The sequence below is a fragment of the uncultured Aquimarina sp. genome (assembly GCF_947495315.1).
Classification (GTDB): domain Bacteria; phylum Bacteroidota; class Bacteroidia; order Flavobacteriales; family Flavobacteriaceae; genus Aquimarina.
Window position 1 is genome coordinate 1 of record NZ_CANLYD010000029.1, and the last position, 21,338, is coordinate 21,338.

Here is a 21,338-nt window from a genome sequence, read left to right on the forward strand (position 1 = left end):
GGGTCACCATCACCATCCGTGTCACAATTGATATCACAATCTCCATCACCATCTGTATCACAATTCAGATCACAATCACCATCTTCATCCGTATCACAGTTCAGGTCACAATCACCATCACCATCAGTATCAATATTTATATCAGGGTCACCATCTCCATCTGTATCACAATTGATATCACAATCTCCATCACCATCCGTATCACAATTGATATCACAATCGCCATCACCATCCGTATCACAATTTATATCACAATCGCCATCACCATCAGTATCACAATTTATATCACAATCTCCATCGCCATCTGTATCACAATTCAGGTCACAATCGCCATCACCATCTGTATCACAGTTTAGATCACAATCTCCATCACCATCGGTATCACAATTGATATCACAATCTCCATCACCATCGGTATCACAATTGATATCACAATCACCATCACCATCGGTATCACAATTGATATCACAATCTCCATCACCATCGGTATCACAGTTTAGATCACAATCACCATCTCCATCCGTATCACAGTTCAGGTCACAATCTCCATCACCATCGGTATCACAATTTATATCACAATCGCCATCGCCATCGGTATCACAATTGATATCACAATCGCCATCACCATCGGTATCACAGTTTAGATCACAATCTCCATCACCATCGGTATCACAATTGATATCACAATCGCCATCACCATCGGTATCACAATTGATATCACAATCTCCATCACCATCGGTATCACAATTGATATCACAATCTCCATCACCATCGGTATCACAATTTAGATCACAATCACCATCACCATCCGTATCACAATTGATATCACAATCTCCATCACCATCGGTATCACAGTTTATTGTACAACCAGGGTCTGTATCTAAAGTAAAACTAATTGACGCATTATCATTTATAGCTGATCCATTCAAAGTACCCGTAATGATTACGGACTCTACCAACAAATTACTAAATGTAGCTGTGTACGTTCCATCACCATTATCCGTAACTCCACTTACAAGTACAGCATTTCCGGAAACATTTAATACAATGGTCTCTCCTCCTGTAGTAATTAAATTACCGTTGGCATCAGCTAACTGAACTGTTACCGTAGAAACATCTGTTCCATTTGCAGGCACAGGACCTGTGGCGGTAATGGTCGTATTGGTATTCGTTGGATCTGGATTTGTATTATCTGGAGTATAGGTCACTGTTGGATCTCCTGTAGTGATCATTGCGCCTCCTACTGTAGCAGAGAAAGTTACATCTTCAGCTACTATATTGCTATAGGTCGCTGTATACGTTCCATCACTATTATCGGTCACACTACTCACTAAAGTAGCACTTCCTGTTGGAGTGATCACTACTACAGCACCTCCTGCTGTTAATAAATTCCCATTAGCATCGGCCAAGGTAACTGTTACTGTACTTACAGCCATACCATCGGCTACAACTGGTGTTGTTGCATCAATGGTCGTATTGACATTCGTTGGATCTGGATTTGTATTATCTGGTGTAAATACTACCTGAGCCGGGCTTCCGTTTACAATCGCAACTTCTGGAGTAGTTCCTCCATCATTATCGTCATCAATTGTCGCTGTTACATCAACTGTTTCAGCTACTGTATTTGTAATCGTAATCGTTGCTGTACCATTAGCATCTGTTACCGCTGTAGTACTGGAAAGTACCGCACTTCCTGTAACCGCAAAGGTCACATTTATTCCTGCTCCTGTAAGTGGATTACCAGCCGCATCTTGTAATTGTACTGTTATGGTTTCTGTTTCTGTTCCATCAGCAACAGCTATACCATCTAAAGCACTAATTATTGTACCAGTAGCTGATACATCAATCAAATCATCATTAGTAATCGTTCCTGTACCAGCAGCTGTACCTAAAGTAACATCTGTAGTACTCGGTGCGGATAAGGTCATAGTCAAGGTCTCATCGCCTTCTACTTCGGTATCACCATTGATTGTTACTACAATGGTTTGTGTAGCTCCATCTGCTGAATTGGCTGGGAAGGTGATATTGGCATCTGTAAAGGCGGCATAATCATCACTATCAGTACTTACATCCGTTAAGGCGTAAGGAACTGTAAAACTATCCTGAACACCACCTGTTAACGTAGCTGTAAAAGTTAAGGTCGTAGTTCCCGTATTCCCTTCAGTAACCGTTGGACTATCGATACTTACAGTAGCACTGTCATCATTGGTAATCGTTCCTGTACCGGCAGCTGTACCTAAAGTAACATCTGTATTACTTGGTGCGGATAAAGTCATCGTAAGCGTCTCATCGCCTTCTACTTCGGTATCGCCATTGATCGTTACCACAATAGTTTGGGTAGCTCCATCTGCTGAATTTGCAGGGAAGGTGATGTTCGCATCCGTAAAGGCAGCATAATCATCACTATCAGTACTTACATCAGTTAAGGCATAAGGAACTGTAAAACTATCTTGTACATCTCCCGTTAAAGTAGCTGTAAACGTCATTGTTGTTGTACCTGTATTACCTTCCGTAACCGTTGGACTATCAATACTTACAGTAGCACTGTCATCATTGGTAATCGTTCCTGTACCAGCAGCTGTACCTAACGTAACATCTGTATTACTAGGTGCAGATAACATCATCGTAAGCGTCTCATCGCCTTCTACTTCGGTATCGCCATTGATCGTTACCACAATGGTTTGCGTTGCTCCACTTGCTGAATTGGCTGGGAAGGTGATGTTCGCATCTGTAAAGGCGGCATAATCATCACTATCAGTACTTACATCTGTTAAAGCATAAGGAACTGTAAAACTATCCTGAACACCACCTGTTAACGTAGCTGTAAAAGTTAAGGTCGTAGTTCCCGTATTCCCTTCAGTAACCGTTGGACTATCAATACTTACAGTAGCACTGTCATCATTGGTAATCGTTCCTGTACCGGCAGCTGTACCTAACGTAACATCGGTATTGCTTGGTGCAGATAACATCATCGTAAGCGTCTCATCGCCTTCTACTTCGGTATCACCATTGATTGTTACTACAATGGTTTGTGTAGCTCCATCTGCTGAATTGGCTGGGAAGGTGATATTGGCATCTGTAAAGGCGGCATAATCATCACTATCAGTACTTACATCTGTTAAGGCGTAAGGAACTGTAAAACTATCCTGAACACCACCTGTTAACGTAGCTGTAAAAGTTAAGGTCGTAGTTCCCGTATTCCCTTCAGTAACCGTTGGACTATCGATACTTACAGTAGCACTGTCATCATTGGTAATCGTTCCTGTACCAGCAGCTGTACCTAACGTAACATCTGTATTACTCGGTGCCGATAAGGTCATAGTCAAGGTCTCATCCCCTTCTACTTCCGTATCACCATTGATCGTAACTACAATGGTTTGCGTAGCTCCATCTACTGAATTGGCTGGGAAGGTGATGTTCGCATCCGTAAATGCAGCATAATCATCACTATCAGTACTTACATCAGTTAAAGCATAAGGAACTGTAAAACTATCCTGAACACCACCTGTTAACGTAGCTGTAAAAGTTAAGGTCGTAGTTCCCGTATTCCCTTCAGTAACCGTTGGACTATCGATACTTACAGTAGCACTGTCATCATTGGTAATCGTTCCTGTACCAGCAGCTGTACCTAAAGTAACATCTGTATTACTTGGTGCCGATAAGGTCATAGTCAAGGTCTCATCGCCTTCTACTTCCGTATCACCATTGATCGTAACTACAATGGTTTGCGTAGCTCCATCTGCTGAATTGGCTGGGAAGGTGATGTTCGCATCCGTAAATGCAGCATAATCATCACTATCAGTACTTACATCAGTTAAAGCATAAGGAACTGTAAAACTATCCTGAACACCACCTGTTAACGTAGCTGTAAAAGTTAAGGTCGTAGTTCCCGTATTCCCTTCAGTAACCGTTGGACTATCGATACTTACAGTAGCACTGTCATCATTGGTAATCGTTCCTGTACCAGCAGCTGTACCTAAAGTAACATCTGTATTACTTGGTGCCGATAAGGTCATAGTCAAGGTCTCATCGCCTTCTACTTCGGTATCACCATTGATTGTTACCACAATGGTTTGTGTGGCTCCATCTACTGAATTTGCTGGGAAGGTGATATTCGCATCCGTAAATGCTGCATAATCATCACTATCAGTACTTACATCAGTTAAGGCATAAGGAACTGTAAAACTATCCTGAACGCCACCTGTTAACGTAGCTGTAAACGTCATTGTTGTTGTACCAGTATTCCCTTCAGTAACCGTTGGACTATCGATACTTACAGTAGCACTGTCATCATTGGTAATCGTTCCTGTACCGGCAGCTGTACCTAACGTAACATCGGTATTGCTTGGTGCAGATAACGTCATCGTAAGCGTCTCATCGCCTTCTACTTCGGTATCGCCATTGATCGTTACCACAATGGTTTGCGTTGCTCCACTTGCTGAATTGGCTGGGAAGGTGATGTTCGCATCTGTAAATGCGGCATAATCATCACTATCGGTACTTACATCAGTTAAGGCATAAGGAACTGTAAAACTATCCTGAACCCCACCTGTTAAAGTAGCTGTAAACGTCATTGTTGTTGTACCTGTATTCCCTTCAGTAACCGTTGGACTATCGATACTTACAGTTGCACTGTCATCATTGGTAATCGTTCCTGTACCAGCAGCTGTACCTAACGTAACATCGGTATTACTCGGTGCTGATAAGGTCATAGTCAAGGTCTCATCCCCTTCTACTTCCGTATCGCCATTGATCGTTACTACAATGGTTTGCGTAGCTCCATCTACTGAATTGGCGGGGAAGGTGATATTCGCATCTGTAAAGGCGGCATAATCATCACTATCAGTACTTACATCAGTTAAAGCATAAGGAACTGTAAAACTATCTTGTACATCTCCCGTTAAAGTAGCTGTAAACGTCATTGTTGTTGTACCTGTATTCCCTTCTGTAACTGTTGGACTATCGATACTTACAGTGGCACTGTCATCATTGGTAATCGTTCCTGTACCAGCAGCTGTACCTAACGTAACATCGGTATTACTCGGTGCTGATAAGGTCATAGTCAAGGTCTCATCCCCTTCTACTTCCGTATCGCCATTGATCGTTACCACAATGGTTTGTGTGGCTCCATCTACTGAATTGGCGGGGAAGGTGATATTCGCATCTGTAAAGGCGGCATAATCATCACTATCAGTACTTACATCAGTTAAAGCATAAGGAACTGTAAAACTATCTTGTACATCTCCCGTTAAAGTAGCTGTAAACGTCATTGTTGTTGTACCTGTATTCCCTTCTGTAACTGTTGGACTATCGATACTTACAGTGGCACTGTCATCATTGGTAATCGTTCCTGTACCGGCAGCTGTACCTAACGTAACATCTGTATTACTTGGTGCGGATAAAGTCATGGTCAAGGTTTCATCTCCTTCTACTTCGGTATCACCATTGATCGTTACCACAATGGTTTGTGTGGCTCCATCTACTGAATTTGCTGGGAAGGTGATATTCGCATCCGTAAATGCTGCATAATCATCACTATCAGTACTTACATCAGTTAAGGCATAAGGAACTGTAAAACTATCCTGAACGCCACCTGTTAACGTAGCTGTAAACGTCATTGTTGTTGTACCAGTATTCCCTTCAGTAACCGTTGGACTATCGATACTTACAGTAGCACTGTCATCATTGGTAATCGTTCCTGTACCGGCAGCTGTACCTAACGTAACATCGGTATTGCTTGGTGCAGATAAAGTCATCGTAAGGGTCTCATCGCCTTCTACTTCGGTATCGCCATTGATCGTTACCACAATGGTTTGCGTTGCTCCACTTGCTGAATTGGCTGGGAAGGTGATGTTCGCATCTGTAAATGCGGCATAATCATCACTATCGGTACTTACATCAGTTAAGGCATAAGGAACTGTAAAACTATCCTGAACCCCACCTGTTAAAGTAGCTGTAAACGTCATTGTTGTTGTACCTGTATTCCCTTCAGTAACCGTTGGACTATCGATACTTACAGTTGCACTGTCATCATTGGTAATCGTTCCTGTACCTGCTCCTGTAACTAACGTAACATCTGTATTACTTGGTGCAGATAAGGTCATAGTCAAGGTCTCATCCCCTTCTACTTCCGTATCGCCATTGATCGTTACTACAATGGTTTGCGTTGCTCCACTTGCTGAATTGGCGGGGAAGGTGATATTCGCATCTGTAAAGGCGGCATAATCATCACTATCAGTACTTACATCAGTTAAAGCATAAGGAACTGTAAAACTATCTTGTACATCTCCCGTTAAAGTAGCTGTAAACGTCATTGTTGTTGTACCTGTATTCCCTTCTGTAACTGTTGGACTATCGATACTTACAGTGGCACTGTCATCATTGGTAATCGTTCCTGTACCAGCAGCTGTACCTAACGTAACATCGGTATTACTCGGTGCTGATAAGGTCATTGTAAGGGTCTCATCGCCTTCTACTTCCGTATCGCCATTGATCGTTACCACAATGGTTTGTGTGGCTCCATCTACTGAATTTGCTGGGAAGGTGATATTCGCATCTGTAAATGCAGCATAATCATCACTATCAGTACTTACATCAGTTAAGGCATAAGGAACTGTAAAACTATCCTGAACGCCACCTGTTAACGTAGCTGTAAAAGTTAAGGTCGTAGTTCCGGTATTCCCTTCAGTAACCGTTGGACTATCGATACTTACTGTAGCACTGTCATCATTGGTAATCGTTCCTGTACCTGCTCCTGTAACTAACGTAACATCTGTATTACTCGGTGCTGATAAAGTCATTGTAAGCGTCTCATCGCCTTCTACTTCCGTATCGCCATTGATCGTAACTACAATCGTCTGGGTAGCTCCATCTGCTGAATTGGCCGGGAAGGTGATGTTCGCATCTGTAAAGGCTGCATAATCATCACTATCAGTACTTACATCAGTTAAAGCATAAGGAACTGTAAAACTATCCTGAACACCACCTGTTAACGTAGCTGTAAAAGTTAAGGTCGTAGTTCCGGTATTCCCTTCAGTAACCGTTGGACTATCGATACTTACTGTAGCACTGTCATCATTGGTAATCGTTCCTGTACCAGCAGCTGTACCTAAAGTAACATCTGTATTACTTGGTGCCGATAAGGTCATAGTCAAGGTCTCATCGCCTTCTACTTCCGTATCACCATTGATCGTTACTACAATGGTTTGCGTAGCTCCATCTACTGAATTTGCAGGGAAGGTGATGTTCGCATCTGTAAATGCTGCATAATCATCACTATCAGTACTTACATCAGTTAAGGCATAAGGAACTGTAAAACTATCCTGAACACCACCTGTTAACGTAGCTGTAAACGTCATTGTTATTGTGCCAGTATTCCCTTCAGTAACCGTTGGACTATCGATACTTACCGTAGCACTGTCATCATTGGTAATCGTATATACGTGGTTATTTATTAATGCCCCTCCTATAACTTCTTGTACTACCAATCCAGGTTGTGCATTATTAATAGTCAAATCTATGGTTTCATCTGCCTCTACAATAGCATCACCTGTAATAGCAAAATTAATAGGTGGGACATAATCGAGCACTACATCAACATTAGTCATTGTGGATCCACCTCCTGCAACGCTATAAATATAGTAGGTTGTTCCCTGAGTTAATGAAAACGTATATTTTTTTAATGGGGTTGTTTCATCAATTCTGTCGCCAGTTCCATTAAATATGTCGAATGATCCATCCGTCACTCCAGAAGTAGTTCCTACTCGTACTAAACCAGCACCTCCGGTATTAAAAGTTTCTGCCGAAAACGTAATTTCATAATCTCCTGTAAATGGCGCTAAAAAGGGTTCTTCTTGCTGTCCCGCTGCACCATTAGTAATAGTTGGGTATGAATAATTCTGTTGATTCAATCGTTGCCTCAAACTTGATAATGGAATAGGAGTTCCCGAGGTATAGGTTGCTGCTGGGATAATTACTTGAAGTGTAGTCGCTCCATCACCAGTAGCATCACCTATGGTATAATCAGTATCAGCCGTAGCGGTTCCTGCGGCATTAATTACCACGTCAATATCTGTATCTGCATGTAAAGTCCCATCTATTAATAAGTTTGGTAAGTTACTTACTGCTGCATTTTCATCTGCACTTGCGGTAGCTGCTTCAAACTCTATACTTGTTGCTTTTCGCGCCAAGGTAAAATAGGTTGCCTTAGTTGTAGCATCTCCAGGCAATGCTATTGACACGGTTCCTGTAGCAGAAAGTGCGGTTTCTGTAGTTCCTGTTGTGGCACTGAAATTACCATCGGTGGTTCTTGTTAACAATACCCAAGTATCGTCATAGCCATCGAACTGTAAGCTGACAGGATTAGTTATCAACCCAGTATTGACCGATTTCCACTCACGGGCCGATCGTTCATAATAGGTTGTTAGGTCTAAATCGGTACTCACTGCATCTCCGGAAGCTCCGCTATTACCATCATTACCAATCATCAAAAACTGTTGATTAAATAAATCAGTTCTAGAGCCATCATTTGCAGTAGTAAAATCAGTATTGGTAGCCACCGTAAGCACCGCTCCATTATTAACCGATTTTGAAATTTCTTGGTTTAAGCCTGAAGCATCATCACGTGCAATACCGAAAATATCATTGGCGTAGGTTGCATCAACCGCCCATACTGGGTTGCCAGCACTATTTAAATAGGCAGTTGCACCACCGTTTAAAGTAATCCCGTACTTAATAGCTAAATAGGATTGAATTTGTTGTTTATTGGTTGCACTATTATCTGTGTCATAGGCGATAAATTCTGCAATGTCTCCGTTAAAGTATTGGAAAGTACCATTATTGGCAGTACCAATTCGGGTCTCACCAAGTGCTTGAGACTCTCCACTAGTATCAGACGCAACGTTTGCGCCATTGATGTCTATTGCTTGGTTGTTACCACTGACACTGTTGAAGTAACTAGCTACATGAGGCACACCTTCGGCAAGCCCAGAAGGACCAGACACTCGATCATTCGTACCAGGATTACCTATATCAAAGAAGATTGTTCCATCCGGATAAATGTGGTGAGCCTGATACCTATTTCCGGTTCCTGTTCCAGCATTAAACCCAAAGATTGAGTTCTGCTGTCGTGCGTCTTCACGTGCTACGAAGAAGATGTTTGTTTCGTTTGACACTCCAGAAGCAAACGGTGCAGCAGGGTTGGTCATTTGATCGTTTGTACCATCGAAATCCATCACCGGGTTAAAGTTAAGGCTGTTTGTCTCTAGTACTGGTTGTTGTCCTGCCACCGCAGTCACGTCATGATCGTTTCCGGATTGATCCTGCCAAAGCGCTGGTGCTGCATCAGTATCTGCTTTTAACCAAAGGGATAAATTAGCTCCTACATTACCTGGTGTTTTATCTACGATAGTAACGGTTGCAGAATCATCTGCGGTTTGTGGAATTATCGATAAATCGTCAAAGATCAATCCCAAACCCTGATTATTAGTGGTAATAAAATCAATTCGAGTACTCGTAGAAGTTGCTGTAAACGTAAAAGAACTTTCGGTAAAGTTAAAAGTAGTGTTTGATCTGGATGCAAAAATTGAGCCATTTACAATGGCTTGATTGGCTGCTTCTTTTGCAGCTACCGTTACTGTTGAAGGATTAGGTCCTGCACCATTTGCTGTTCTTCTAGAAGCCTTAAAGGATACATCGTATGTTACTCCAACCACTGTTGTAATATTCTGAAAACCTTGAGATTGACAATCAACCTCCAACACTTGATTAGAGCTATCTGATCCTCCATAGGTCGTTTCAGGGTTAGTTTCAAAGACATATGTCGTTCCAATAACTGCCTGTATTGCTGGAGTACAAACATTGGTTCCTGTTAATGGTGTCCAAAAAGTACTTGCAGTATTAAATCCCGCATCATTAGCCAAATCTGTAGAAACGCTAATAGAAAAATCTTCGAGATCTTCTTCGGTAGCATCTCCTATAATTGGAATTGATATCGTACCTGTTGAACTCCCTTGTGGAATCACAATGCGATCACCAGGAACTGTATAGTCTGATCCTTCTACTGCTGTATTTGCTGTAATGGCATATAAAACTGTGGTTCCTCCCACGGGTGCAGCACCAGGTAATGTTACCGTTACCACCGCATTAGAAGTACCTTCGATAATCGAGACATTTTCTACGGTTGCTTGCGCAAATAGTGATGTACTGCCTATCCATAGGAGCATCACGGTGGTTAGTAGTGTATATAGTGTATTTCTTTTCATAATCCAATTAGTTTAGTAGTATTTGAGTATGGGAGTATTTGAGTACGCTTCGCTTTTGAGAATCTGAGAATCTGAGAATCTGAGGGTACTAGCTTTGCTCGTTTTGAGACGCTGCGCTTTTGAGTTTCTGAGAAGCTGAGAATCTGAGAATACTCGCTTTAATTCTGTTAATGGGGAGAGGATCTTTTTGTATACTGAGTTGCAGAATGCCCTCACCCCAACCCTCTCCCACAGGAGAGGGGGTTTGAAATTGTCTTTTATAAAAAACCCGGTTGTTTTTGTGGTTTCGGCTTTGATTATCCCTCGACTCCGCTCGGGAGAACGGATACTGTTTTTATTTTTTATTGTGGTTCGCAAAAACTGTAGGAAATATCGATAGAGCCTTATTTTTTTGTCATCGTTTATCCCCCAACTAGATTGAGAATCGCTTGCTGTCCAATGTTTATTATGATATAGTTGTAAAAAAAGAATTGATATCCAATCATTGATGGATGTTACTGGGGTATACGGTAAGAGACGATGTAGAGTTTTACTCATAGCGGTCGATTTGGTTATAATTTTTCGTTATTCAGACCCTGCTTTTGCTAGCTCGCCAAAGTTGTACAAAAACGGAGTTTATCTATGATATGTCAAAGAAATGAACACAGCGTACTCCTTATGTGATACCATTTGCCATTTGAATTTACTAGAATAAAATGTTCTTTTTTCACCTTAGTTTCAGAATAAAAATAAATCGTAGCGCTGCTATGATTAATTTTTCTTATTCACTGAGATAAAAAAATCTTAATTTTCTTTTCTAGTAAATTCAAACAACAACTGGTATAAGATCGTATGCTATTTCTTTCACTTTTTATATTTCTTTTTCTTTTGTAATGATTAGACACCTATTTTATCTGAACTGCGTATCTCACATAAATAGACTTCGGGTTGGGGTAAGAAATAAGTCTACTTATCAAACGTATACATCAAAAAAAAGGATGCGGTTTTTATTTTTTAAATATAGGCACAATTTCCCTACCTACACATACTTATAAAACATAATCTTTTTACGGCTAAACCATAATTGTTAATAGTTTTTACATTTGTTGATTATTTTTATTTAAAAATTAAACAAATTTATCAAAAAAAATATAATATTCTAATTATCAGTATTTTAAAATAAAAATTATTTATTTTAAAATACTGATAATTAAGTTTTTTCCTACAAAAACAAGTAACTAGCATCTACATAGTATCATTCTATACATTTAGCAAAAAACATCATATTTTATCTATTTTTCAATTCGTTTTTGCTTTTTTCGTATGAAAAAATCTATATTTTCAGTGATATATTCCCTAAAGAACATGCTCATTTTATGATAATAAATTCACTTCTTCGGTTTAATTGATATTCTTCTTCACTACAATTCGCATCATTGGTACAATTATTCACCAAAGCAGTTTCTCCATATCCTCTTCCTGAGAGCCTGGATCTATCGATTCCTCCTTTTTCTACGATATACTTTATGGTGCTTTGCGCACGTCGCTCACTTAAATACATATTATAGTCATCCGGCGCTCTACTATCAGTATGAGAACGTATATCAATTTTTAATCCTGGATTTTGTTTTAAGGTAGCGATGATCTTTTGTAGTTCTATTTCGGCATCGGATCGAATAAACGATTTATCCAGATCAAAATAGATAATCTGCAGGTTTAACACTTTGGCTAGATCATCACCAGGTTTTACTTCTCCGGATTGCAATCCTCCTGTACCGAGTTGTAGCGGTAGCTGATGTGTATACTCCAACGCAGTATTTGTTTGTAACGGTGCTTCTGTAGGGCTGTAATTTTCTTTTGAACCTCGCACTATATACGTAGTTTCACAAGATACCGGGAATTTATATTTCCCTTTGGTATCTGTAGTAGTTCTGCCTAACTCCTGATTATTACTATCCAGTAGTACCACTTCGGTCCCCGGCAGCATCTCTCTGGTATAGGCATCAGTTACCGTACCTTCTACATATTGACCGCAAGTAGTTATCAGATCGTCTGTTTGTTTGAAACTGTAGATATCATCGTTTCCTTTTCCGCCGGATCGATTACTGGCAAAAAATCCTATTTTGGTGTCTTCATTTAACACAAATGAAAAATCATCTTCTGAGCTATTTACGGGTTTACCTACATTAAAGGGTTGCGAAAATCCCATAAAATCTGGTACGGCAACAAATATATCAAGACCACCTAATCCGACGTGTCCATCGCTGGCAAAATACAATCTGCCCGAATCACTAACATACGGAAAGGTCTCTCTACCTTCTGTATTGATTCTATCACCCAGATTTTTTGGGTATCCGAAAGTACCATCATCATTTACATCTACCACATATAGATCAGACAATCCTCTACTATCAGGCATATCACTGGCAAAATATAACTTTGTGCCGTCTGCGCTCAATGCCGGATGCGCCACGGAATATTCTTCACTATTAAAAGGCAGTTCCTCGATGTTTGTCCATTTTTCTCCATCCAAAGTGGCACGATATAATTTTAACAGAATCGTACCATTGGTATCGGAGCCGAGCTTTTTCTTGGTGAAATTATTCCTGGTAAAATATACGGTTTGCCCATCTTTGCTAAATGTACTGGAGGATTCGTGAAATTTGGTATTGATCTTCCCTTTTAGTTTTTTGGGTTCTGTTAAGGCGTTCCTTTTTCCTATTATGTCTGATGTATATAAATCCAGAAAAGGCATTTCATTCCATTCGTGCAGTGTTTTTATCATTGAGTTTCCTCCACCTCTGGAAGATGCAAATATCATTTGTCCCTGATTATTAAAACTAGGCGCATAATCCGAAAATCTAGAATTGATATAGAGTCTTCTAAGGGTATATCTTCCGGATTGCATCTCTATAAACCGAAGGTAATCTCTGGTACTGACAAAGTATTCTGCTCGTTGATCATTTCCGGTAAGGGTATTAAACTTTTCCATCACCTGATCCGCTTCTTTATAGCGTTTCACACTTTTTAGGCTTTGAGAATATCTAAATAAATATTCCGGATCTATCTCGGTTTCGTAATTACCCACCAATTCTTCATACCATTTTGCCGATTCTTCTAATTCTGCATTAAAATAGTAGGAGTCCCCTAATTTCTTATACAAATCTGCGGATGCATACCCACCTTTTGCTACATCCAGATATATTTCTCGAGCGTCTACAAAGGCATATCGATCAAAATTTTCATCTGCTTTCTCTAAACGTTTTTCTTGTGCAAATGCCACTTGGCAAATTAAAATGCTTAAAGATATATTTACAAAGTATTTTTTTAAGTTCATAATCAATCTTTTTATTTTTGGATTCCTGTCTTCACTGGGATAGCAGTTTTCTTTGATGTTGTTTTTAGTTTAGTTTTGGATTCCGGCCTTCGCCGGAATGACAACTCTAGAAAATTCAAAGCAATGCTTTGAAGAGTGCATCTAAAAGAACCTAGGTGTTAGCATTCTGTTATATTTTCTAAAGAGTTCGAAACGAAGCATTACTTCATAACTTCCATCGTTGAACTGTGATGTTCCGAGTTCTGTAGTTTCTCTGTCGTACGCAAATCCCATCATTAGAGAATCTGAAATCTGGAACCCTGCCATAACGCTAAAAGCAGCACTCCATCGATAGGCTGCTCCCAGCGTTAAGCGATCATATAGTAGGAAGTTTGCAGATATATCTACTTGTAACGGCGCTCCAAAAACTAATTTGCTTAGCACTGCCGGTTTAAACTTTAGGTTATCGTTAAGATCAAACACATGACCTGCAATTAGATAGTAGTTAATTCGTTCTTCTGCTATAAAAGTTGAAGAATCATTGTTGTTCACCGTGGCATCTTCATCAAAGTGATCCGTTTCTAATAAATTAGGAGCACTTAATCCAAAATAGAACTTTTCTGTATGATAATATATTCCCACTCCAACGTTGGGACTGAACTTATTATCTATATTATTTTCGAAATTAGGATCATTAATATCAAACTGACTCAATCGCTGAAAATCGATATTTAATAGATGCCCTCCTGCTTTTAATCCAAAACTTAATTTTCCGTTATCTGAAGTAGGGATTGTATACGAAAAATCAATATCAAAATAGGTTTCATCTGTGGGTCCAATTTCATCATTGATAATAGACAATCCTAATCCAACCCTGTTATTCTCTCCTATTGGTGTATTCAAAGATAAGGTTTGTGTACGAGGTGCTCCGTCCAATCCCACCCATTGGCTACGATGTAAACCCACAATACTCATAACTCCTCTGCTACCTGCATACGCTGGATTTACACTGATCGTATTGTACATATACTGGGTGTATTGAGCATCCTGCTGGGAATATCCCGTATGCTGGAAAGCGAGACCTAAAAGTACTGCAGTAATTAATATGTATGCTTTTTTCATCTGCTCTAGTTTAATATTTTTATTGATACCCGTGAGTATTGTACTCACGGGTATTTTACTTTGATCGATTATTTATTGATATATAAGTATCCCGCTCTATTCTTACGTTCACCAGTATCTAAGATATATTCCAGAACGTAGTAATAGGTACCTACAGGTAGTTCATCTCTCGCTTCAACCGTGGTTCTTCCGTTAGAAATACCTCTGAAGAAATTATCGTTTCTACCATAGTTATCTGTACTATATACTTTTACTCCCCAACGGTTATAGATTTCTACAGTATTTTCGAAATTTTCGATACCTCGAATTACAAACACATCGTTTATACCATCACCATTTGGTGATATTCCTGTAAAGATTTCAATTCCGTCTTCTGCATCAGGATCAATTGGAGCATTTGTATCAAGATAATCAGGATCTCCGTCTCCATCAGTATCAATAGCATCATCAGGGTTTCCATCACCATTTGGATCTGGGTTTTCATCTACTGTATCTATACCATCTCCATCATCATCGGTATCTATATAATCAGGAATACCATCTCCATCGGTATCGGTATCAGAAGGATCATCATCTCCATCATAATTTTCTTCAACAGTATCTACACCGTCTCCATCATCATCGGTATCACGATAATCCGGTTCTTCTTCTCCATCTGTATTATTAAGATCTGTATCAGGATCTGCATCTACAATATCTCCGTTAGGATCTCCATATCCAGTTGTATCTCCGTCATAAGCATCATCCAGCCCGTCATTATCTACATCTTCTCCGATAGGTAGTGTATCTGGGATTCCATCGTTATCATAATCAAATCCTTCTACTTCATCCGGAATACCATCATTATCACTATCATCATCCAAATAATCAGGTGTACCGTCTCCATCAGTATCTTCTGGAGTCACTCCTTCATCTCCGGTTCCTTCATAAGCATCATCCAATCCATCTCCATCACTATCATTTCCAGTTGGAGAGATATATCCATCTGTAGTCTGCCCTTCTACATTATCCGGGATTCCATCATTATCACTATCCTGATCAAATGCATCTGATATTCCGTCTCCATCTGTATCTCCGGTTCCTTCGACTACATCAAGAATTCCATCATTATCATCATCGATATCTATGCTGTCTGATATTCCATCATCATCATTATCTCCATCGATAATAATAGTTTCATCCAGATCATCAGGAATGATATTAAGATCTACTTGATCAAGCGTTACATTGGTTATCACATTCGTAATACTTGTACCAGAAGTTCCTGCATCTACAGAGAAATTAATGGTGAGTAGTCTGATTTCATCAGGTGGAATAGTTCCTACTGACCATATACCAGTCACATTATCATAGATTCCCTGATCCGGTATATCTGAAATATAGGTTATACCTGTTGGCAACTGATCCGTAATAGCAACATTAGTTGCTTGTGCAGGGCCGGAATTCGCTATGGTAATACTGTAGGTATAGATTCCTCCCAGTACATAAGGCCCTGGTTCTACTATAGATTTTGATACTACAAGATCAATATCACTTACTACGTTAATCTCTTCTTCAAGATCATTATTAGTAAGATCCGGATCTGTTTGATCCATCGTAAAGGTGATCACATTATTAATCGTCGTTCCACTTGTGCCCGTATCTACCGTAGCAGTGATCGTTAAAATTGCTGTAACTCCTGCATCCAGTGTTCCGATTACCCAATCTCCTGTTACATTATCATAGGTACCAGTAGTTGGTGCATCCGATACGTACGTAATTCCTGCCGGTAACAGATCATTCACTGTTAATTGAGTTGCTTGCTCTGTGCCATCATTTCTTACAATAATTGAGTAATTGATTGTATCTCCTTCGTTAGGATTATTATCATCTACTGTTTTACTAATCACAAGATCTGCTATGTTAGTAACCATAATAGTTTCTTCAAGATCGTTATTTGTCGTATCAGGATCATTTTGATCTGAGGTTACCGTTATAGCGTTTATAATAGTATCTCCGCTAGTTCCAGCATCCACGCTAACTTGAATATCTATAGTTGCCGTAGCACCATTGTTTAACGTGCCTACATCCCAATCCCCTGAAGCTGGCGCATAATTACCTTGAGAAGGAGCATCACTTGCGTATGTTACTCCTGCAGGTAACGGATCATTCACTACCAATGCTGTTGCTTGAGCAACTCCATTATTGGTAACTGTAATTGTATACGTGATCGTTTCTCCTTCATTTGGAGTACTATTATCAATCGTTTTACTAATTACAAGATCTGTATCATTATTGACTGTAATATCTTCACTTGGATCATCTGGAGTTGTATTAGTATCTGTCTGATCTAAAGTAACTCCAGTAACTGTATTAGTAATCGTATCATTACTAGTACCAGCATCCACCGTAGCTTCCAATATTAAGGTCACTACATTTCCGTTATCCATATCTCCTACTGTCCAGATACCTGTAGCATCATCATACGTTCCCTGACTTGGTGTATCAGAAATATATGTAACTCCAACTGGTAATTGATCAGTGATAGATACAGTAGTAGCTCTTGCCGGACCATTATTAGTAACAGTGATGGTATAGTTAACAGTACCTCCTTCATCTGGAGTAGCATTGTCGACTGTTTTCGTAATTACTAAATCAACTTCGTTGTTTATAATAATGTCCTCACTTGGATCATCTGGAGTAATATCATTATCAGTCTGATCTAAAGTAACTCCGGTAACTGTATTAGTAATTGTATCTCCACTAGTTTCAGCATCCACTGTAGCTTCCAATATTAAGGTCACTACATTTCCGTTATCCATATCTCCTACTGTCCAGATACCTGTAGCATCATCATACGTTCCCTGACTTGGTGTATCAGAAATATATGTAACTCCAACTGGTAATTGATCAGTGATAGATACAGTAGTAGCTCTGGCTGGACCATTATTCGTAACTGTGATTGTATAGTTGATCGTATCTCCTTCATCTGGAGTAGCATTATCAACTGTTTTAGCAATTACTAAATCTACTTCGTTATTTACTACGATATCCTCACTTGGATCATCTGGAGTCGTATCATTATCAGTCTGATCTAAAGTAACTCCGGTAACTGTATTGGTAATCGTATCATCACTTGTGCCTACATCAACTGTAGCTTCTAGTATTAAATTCACTACAGTGCTATCGTCTATATCTCCAATTGTCCAAACTCCGGTTGCATCATCATAAGTACCTTGACTTGGAGTATCCGAAACATAAGTCACTCCTGTTGGCAACTGATCTGTAATTGATACTGCCATTGCTCTTGCAGGGCCATTATTCGTAACTGTGATTGTATAGTTGATCGTATCTCCTTCATCTGGAGTAGCATTATCAACTGTCTTTGCTACTACTAAGTCAACTTCGTTGTTTATAGTAATATCTTCACTTGGATCATCTGGAGTAGTATCATTATCAGTCTGATCTAAAGTAACTCCAGTAACTGTATTGGTAATCGTATCATCACTTGTGCCTGCATCCACTGTAGCTTCTAGTACTAAAGTCACTACAGTGCTCTCATCTATATCTCCAATTGTCCAAACTCCGGTTGCATCATCATAAGTTCCCTGACTTGGTGTATCGGACACATATGTCACTCCTATTGGTAACTGATCTGTAATTGATACCGTAGTTGCTCTTGCAGGACCATTGTTCGTAACTGTGATTGTATAGTTGATCGTATCTCCTTCATCTGGAGTAGCATTATCGACTGTCTTAGCTACTACTAGGTCAACTTCGTTGTTTACAATAATGTCCTCACTCGGATCATCAGTAGTAGTATTGTTATCTATTTGATCTAGGTTAACAGCTGTTACCGTATTGGTAATTGTATCACCACTAGTTCCAACATCAACGGTAGCTGTGATAATTAAGGTTTCTACTCCTCCATCCAAAATATCACCAATATTCCAAACACCTATAGCCGAGTTATAGTCTGCAGCTGGGTTAGCACTAACAAATGTTACTCCCACTGGTAAAACATCTGTTAAAGATACATTAGTAGCAGCAGCTGGTCCATTATTCGTAACTGTGATTGTATAGTTAATTGTATCTCCTTCATCTGGAGCTGCATTATCAACTATTTTAGCAATTACTAAGTCAACTTCGTTATTCACTATAATGTCCTCACTTGGATCATCCGGAGTTATATCATTATCTGTCTGATCTAAGTTGACAACTGTTATTGTATTGGTAATCGTATCCCCGCTTGTTTCTGCATCTACTGTAGTAGTAATCGCAAGAGTTGCATTATTTCCATTCGTGATATCTCCTATTGTCCAAATACCAGTTACATCATCATACGTTCCCTGACTTGGTGTATCGGATACATACGTCACTCCTACTGGTAATTGATCGGTGATGTTAATATTAGTTGCCGAAGGAGCTCCATTGTTAGTTATTGTAATAGTATAAACAATAGTACTTCCTTCATCTGGAGTTCCATTATCAACTGTTTTAGCCACCACAAGATCAACCTGATCATCTGTATCTCTCCAATCTGGTTCTGGAGTAGTTGGATTGTCTGTATTTGGGAATGGGTTATCTGCAGTTTGTCCTCCATTAGTTGGATCTAAACTAGCATCATCTGTATCAAAATTATCATCTAATCCATCACCATCTGCATCTATTCCAGCTGGTAAGGTATCTGCAATACCATCATCATCAGTGTCATATGCTTCAATGGTATCACTCTCTGAATCCTCATCTGAGTTTAAATCTATATAGTCAGGTCCATCAGCTAATCCATCTGTATTTGTCGGATCAATAGCAGTACCATTCGTATCATAAGCATCATTAACTCCATTACCATCGGTATCTGATTCATCAACTAAAGGCGTTAATGGATCATCTACAATTGGAGCAATATAACCTGCCGTCGTCTGACCTTCGATATTATCAACAATACCATCATCATCAGCATCGATATCTAAATAGTCTGGTCCATCGTTTGGATTACCGTCCGTATCTGTTGGAGTACCACTTACGCCGGCTCCATCAACACCACCATCTTCTGCAGTGTCTGGAATACCGTTCATACCAACACTACCGTTGATCTGACCATCATTATCTGTGTCTAATGCGCCATTGCCAGTCTCAACGATATCATAAATACCATCGTTATCACTGTCTAAGTCCAAATGATTCGGAACTCCGTCATTATCATTGTCATAGATATCAGGGATACCATCATTGTTCGAATCTGTAAGATCTGGTGTACCATCATTATTAGTATCAACATCAGCATAGTTTGGAATACCATCATTATCATCATCGCCGCTTGGATCATTACCATCACTCTCTACAACATCTGGAATACCATCATTATCATCGTCTTCATCTATATTATCGGCTATACCATCATTATCGCTATCTAGAATCTCTCTGAAATCTACTTCAGCAGTTCCTGGTACATCATCATTGTCTGTTCCATCTGCTCCTGTATCTAGATTGTCATTCACATCGGGTGTGGTTCCTGTATCATCACTGTCATCAAAGGCATCTAATAATCCGTCTCCATCGGTATCGGTTGTTAAACCATTGCCTAAGTCCTGACCCGCTTCTACAACATCTGAAGTACCATCATTATCACTGTCGGTATCCTGATAGTCCGGGGTCATATCGGTATCGGTGTTTTCTGGTGCTAAACTTGTACCGGCAGTAAAGCCTGCAGTCGTACATTCATCACTGTTGTCACCAGAGGCGTTGTCATCCGATAAGTTACATACCGGATCATACGCATCATCGATACCATCGTTATCATTATCATTTCCACTTGGTGGCGTATAACTAGCCGTAGGTTGTGCCTCTACATTGTCTGGAATACCATCATCATCCGCATCAATATCTAAGTAATCCGGGGTTGCATCTCCATCACTCGTACTTGGATTGGTCGTTACAGGGTCGCCATCTACATTGCCCTGAGCACTATCTGGAATACCATCTGCTCCAACATCACCATCTGCAATACCATCATCATCACTGTCTAAACCAGCATTGCCCGTCTCTACGATATCATAAATACCATCGTTATCACTGTCTAAGTCCAAATGATTAGCAACGCCATCATTGTCATTGTCATAGATATCAGGAATACCATCATTGTTCGAATCTGTAAGATCCGGGGTACCTGGTAAACCGTCTGGGTCTACATCCTGGTAGTTCGGGATGCCATCACCATCATCATCGGCACTTGGATCATTACCATCACTCTCTACAACATCTGGAATACCATCATTGTCATCATCTTCATCTATATTATCCGCTATACCATCATTATCGCTATCAAGAATCTCTCTGAAGTCAACCTCGGCAGTTCCTGGTACATCATCATTGTCTGTTCCATCTGCTCCTGTATCTAGGTTGTCATTCACATCGGGTGTGGTTCCTGTATCATCACTGTCATCAAAGGCATCTAATAATCCGTCTCCATCGGTATCGGTTGTTAAACCATTGCCTAAGTCCTGACCCGCTTCTACAACATCTGAAGTACCATCATTATCACTGTCGGTATCCTGATAGTCCGGGGTCATATCGGTATCGGTGTTTTCTGGTGCTAAACTTGTACCGGCAGTAAAGCCTGCAGTCGTACATTCATCACTGTTGTCACCAGAGGCGTTGTCATCCGATAAGTTACATAC

Annotated in this window: 4 protein-coding genes; all 4 read right to left on the bottom strand. The window is 40.0% G+C overall.

Translation table 11 applies throughout. The features are described 5' to 3' along the window. Positions 1-10,262 (bottom strand): Calx-beta domain-containing protein (locus Q0910_RS28265; RefSeq protein ID WP_299224114.1); only part of this gene is annotated, 10,262 nt, incomplete at its 3' end. Between the two features lie 1,348 nt (positions 10,263-11,610). Next, positions 11,611-13,578, bottom strand: coding sequence for an OmpA family protein (locus Q0910_RS28270; RefSeq protein WP_299224117.1), 1,968 nt, complete (start codon positions 13,576-13,578; stop codon positions 11,611-11,613). A 141-nt stretch (positions 13,579-13,719) separates the two neighbouring features. Next, positions 13,720-14,679 (bottom strand): type IX secretion system membrane protein PorP/SprF, encoded by a 960-nt coding sequence (locus Q0910_RS28275; protein ID WP_299224119.1) that lies wholly within the window; start codon positions 14,677-14,679, stop codon positions 13,720-13,722. Positions 14,680-14,747: 68 nt separating this feature from the next. Next, the coding region (locus tag Q0910_RS28280) for a gliding motility-associated C-terminal domain-containing protein (protein ID WP_299224122.1) at positions 14,748-21,338 on the bottom strand (6,591 nt) is incomplete at its 5' end.

What these genes read in the sequence shown, in the direction of transcription:
- Q0910_RS28270 (WP_299224117.1), bottom strand. Translation starts at nt 13,578, where the DNA reads ATGAACTTAAAAAAATACTTTGTAAATATATCTTTAAGCATTTTAATT.
- Q0910_RS28275 (WP_299224119.1), bottom strand. Translation starts at nt 14,679, where the DNA reads ATGAAAAAAGCATACATATTAATTACTGCAGTACTTTTAGGTCTCGCT.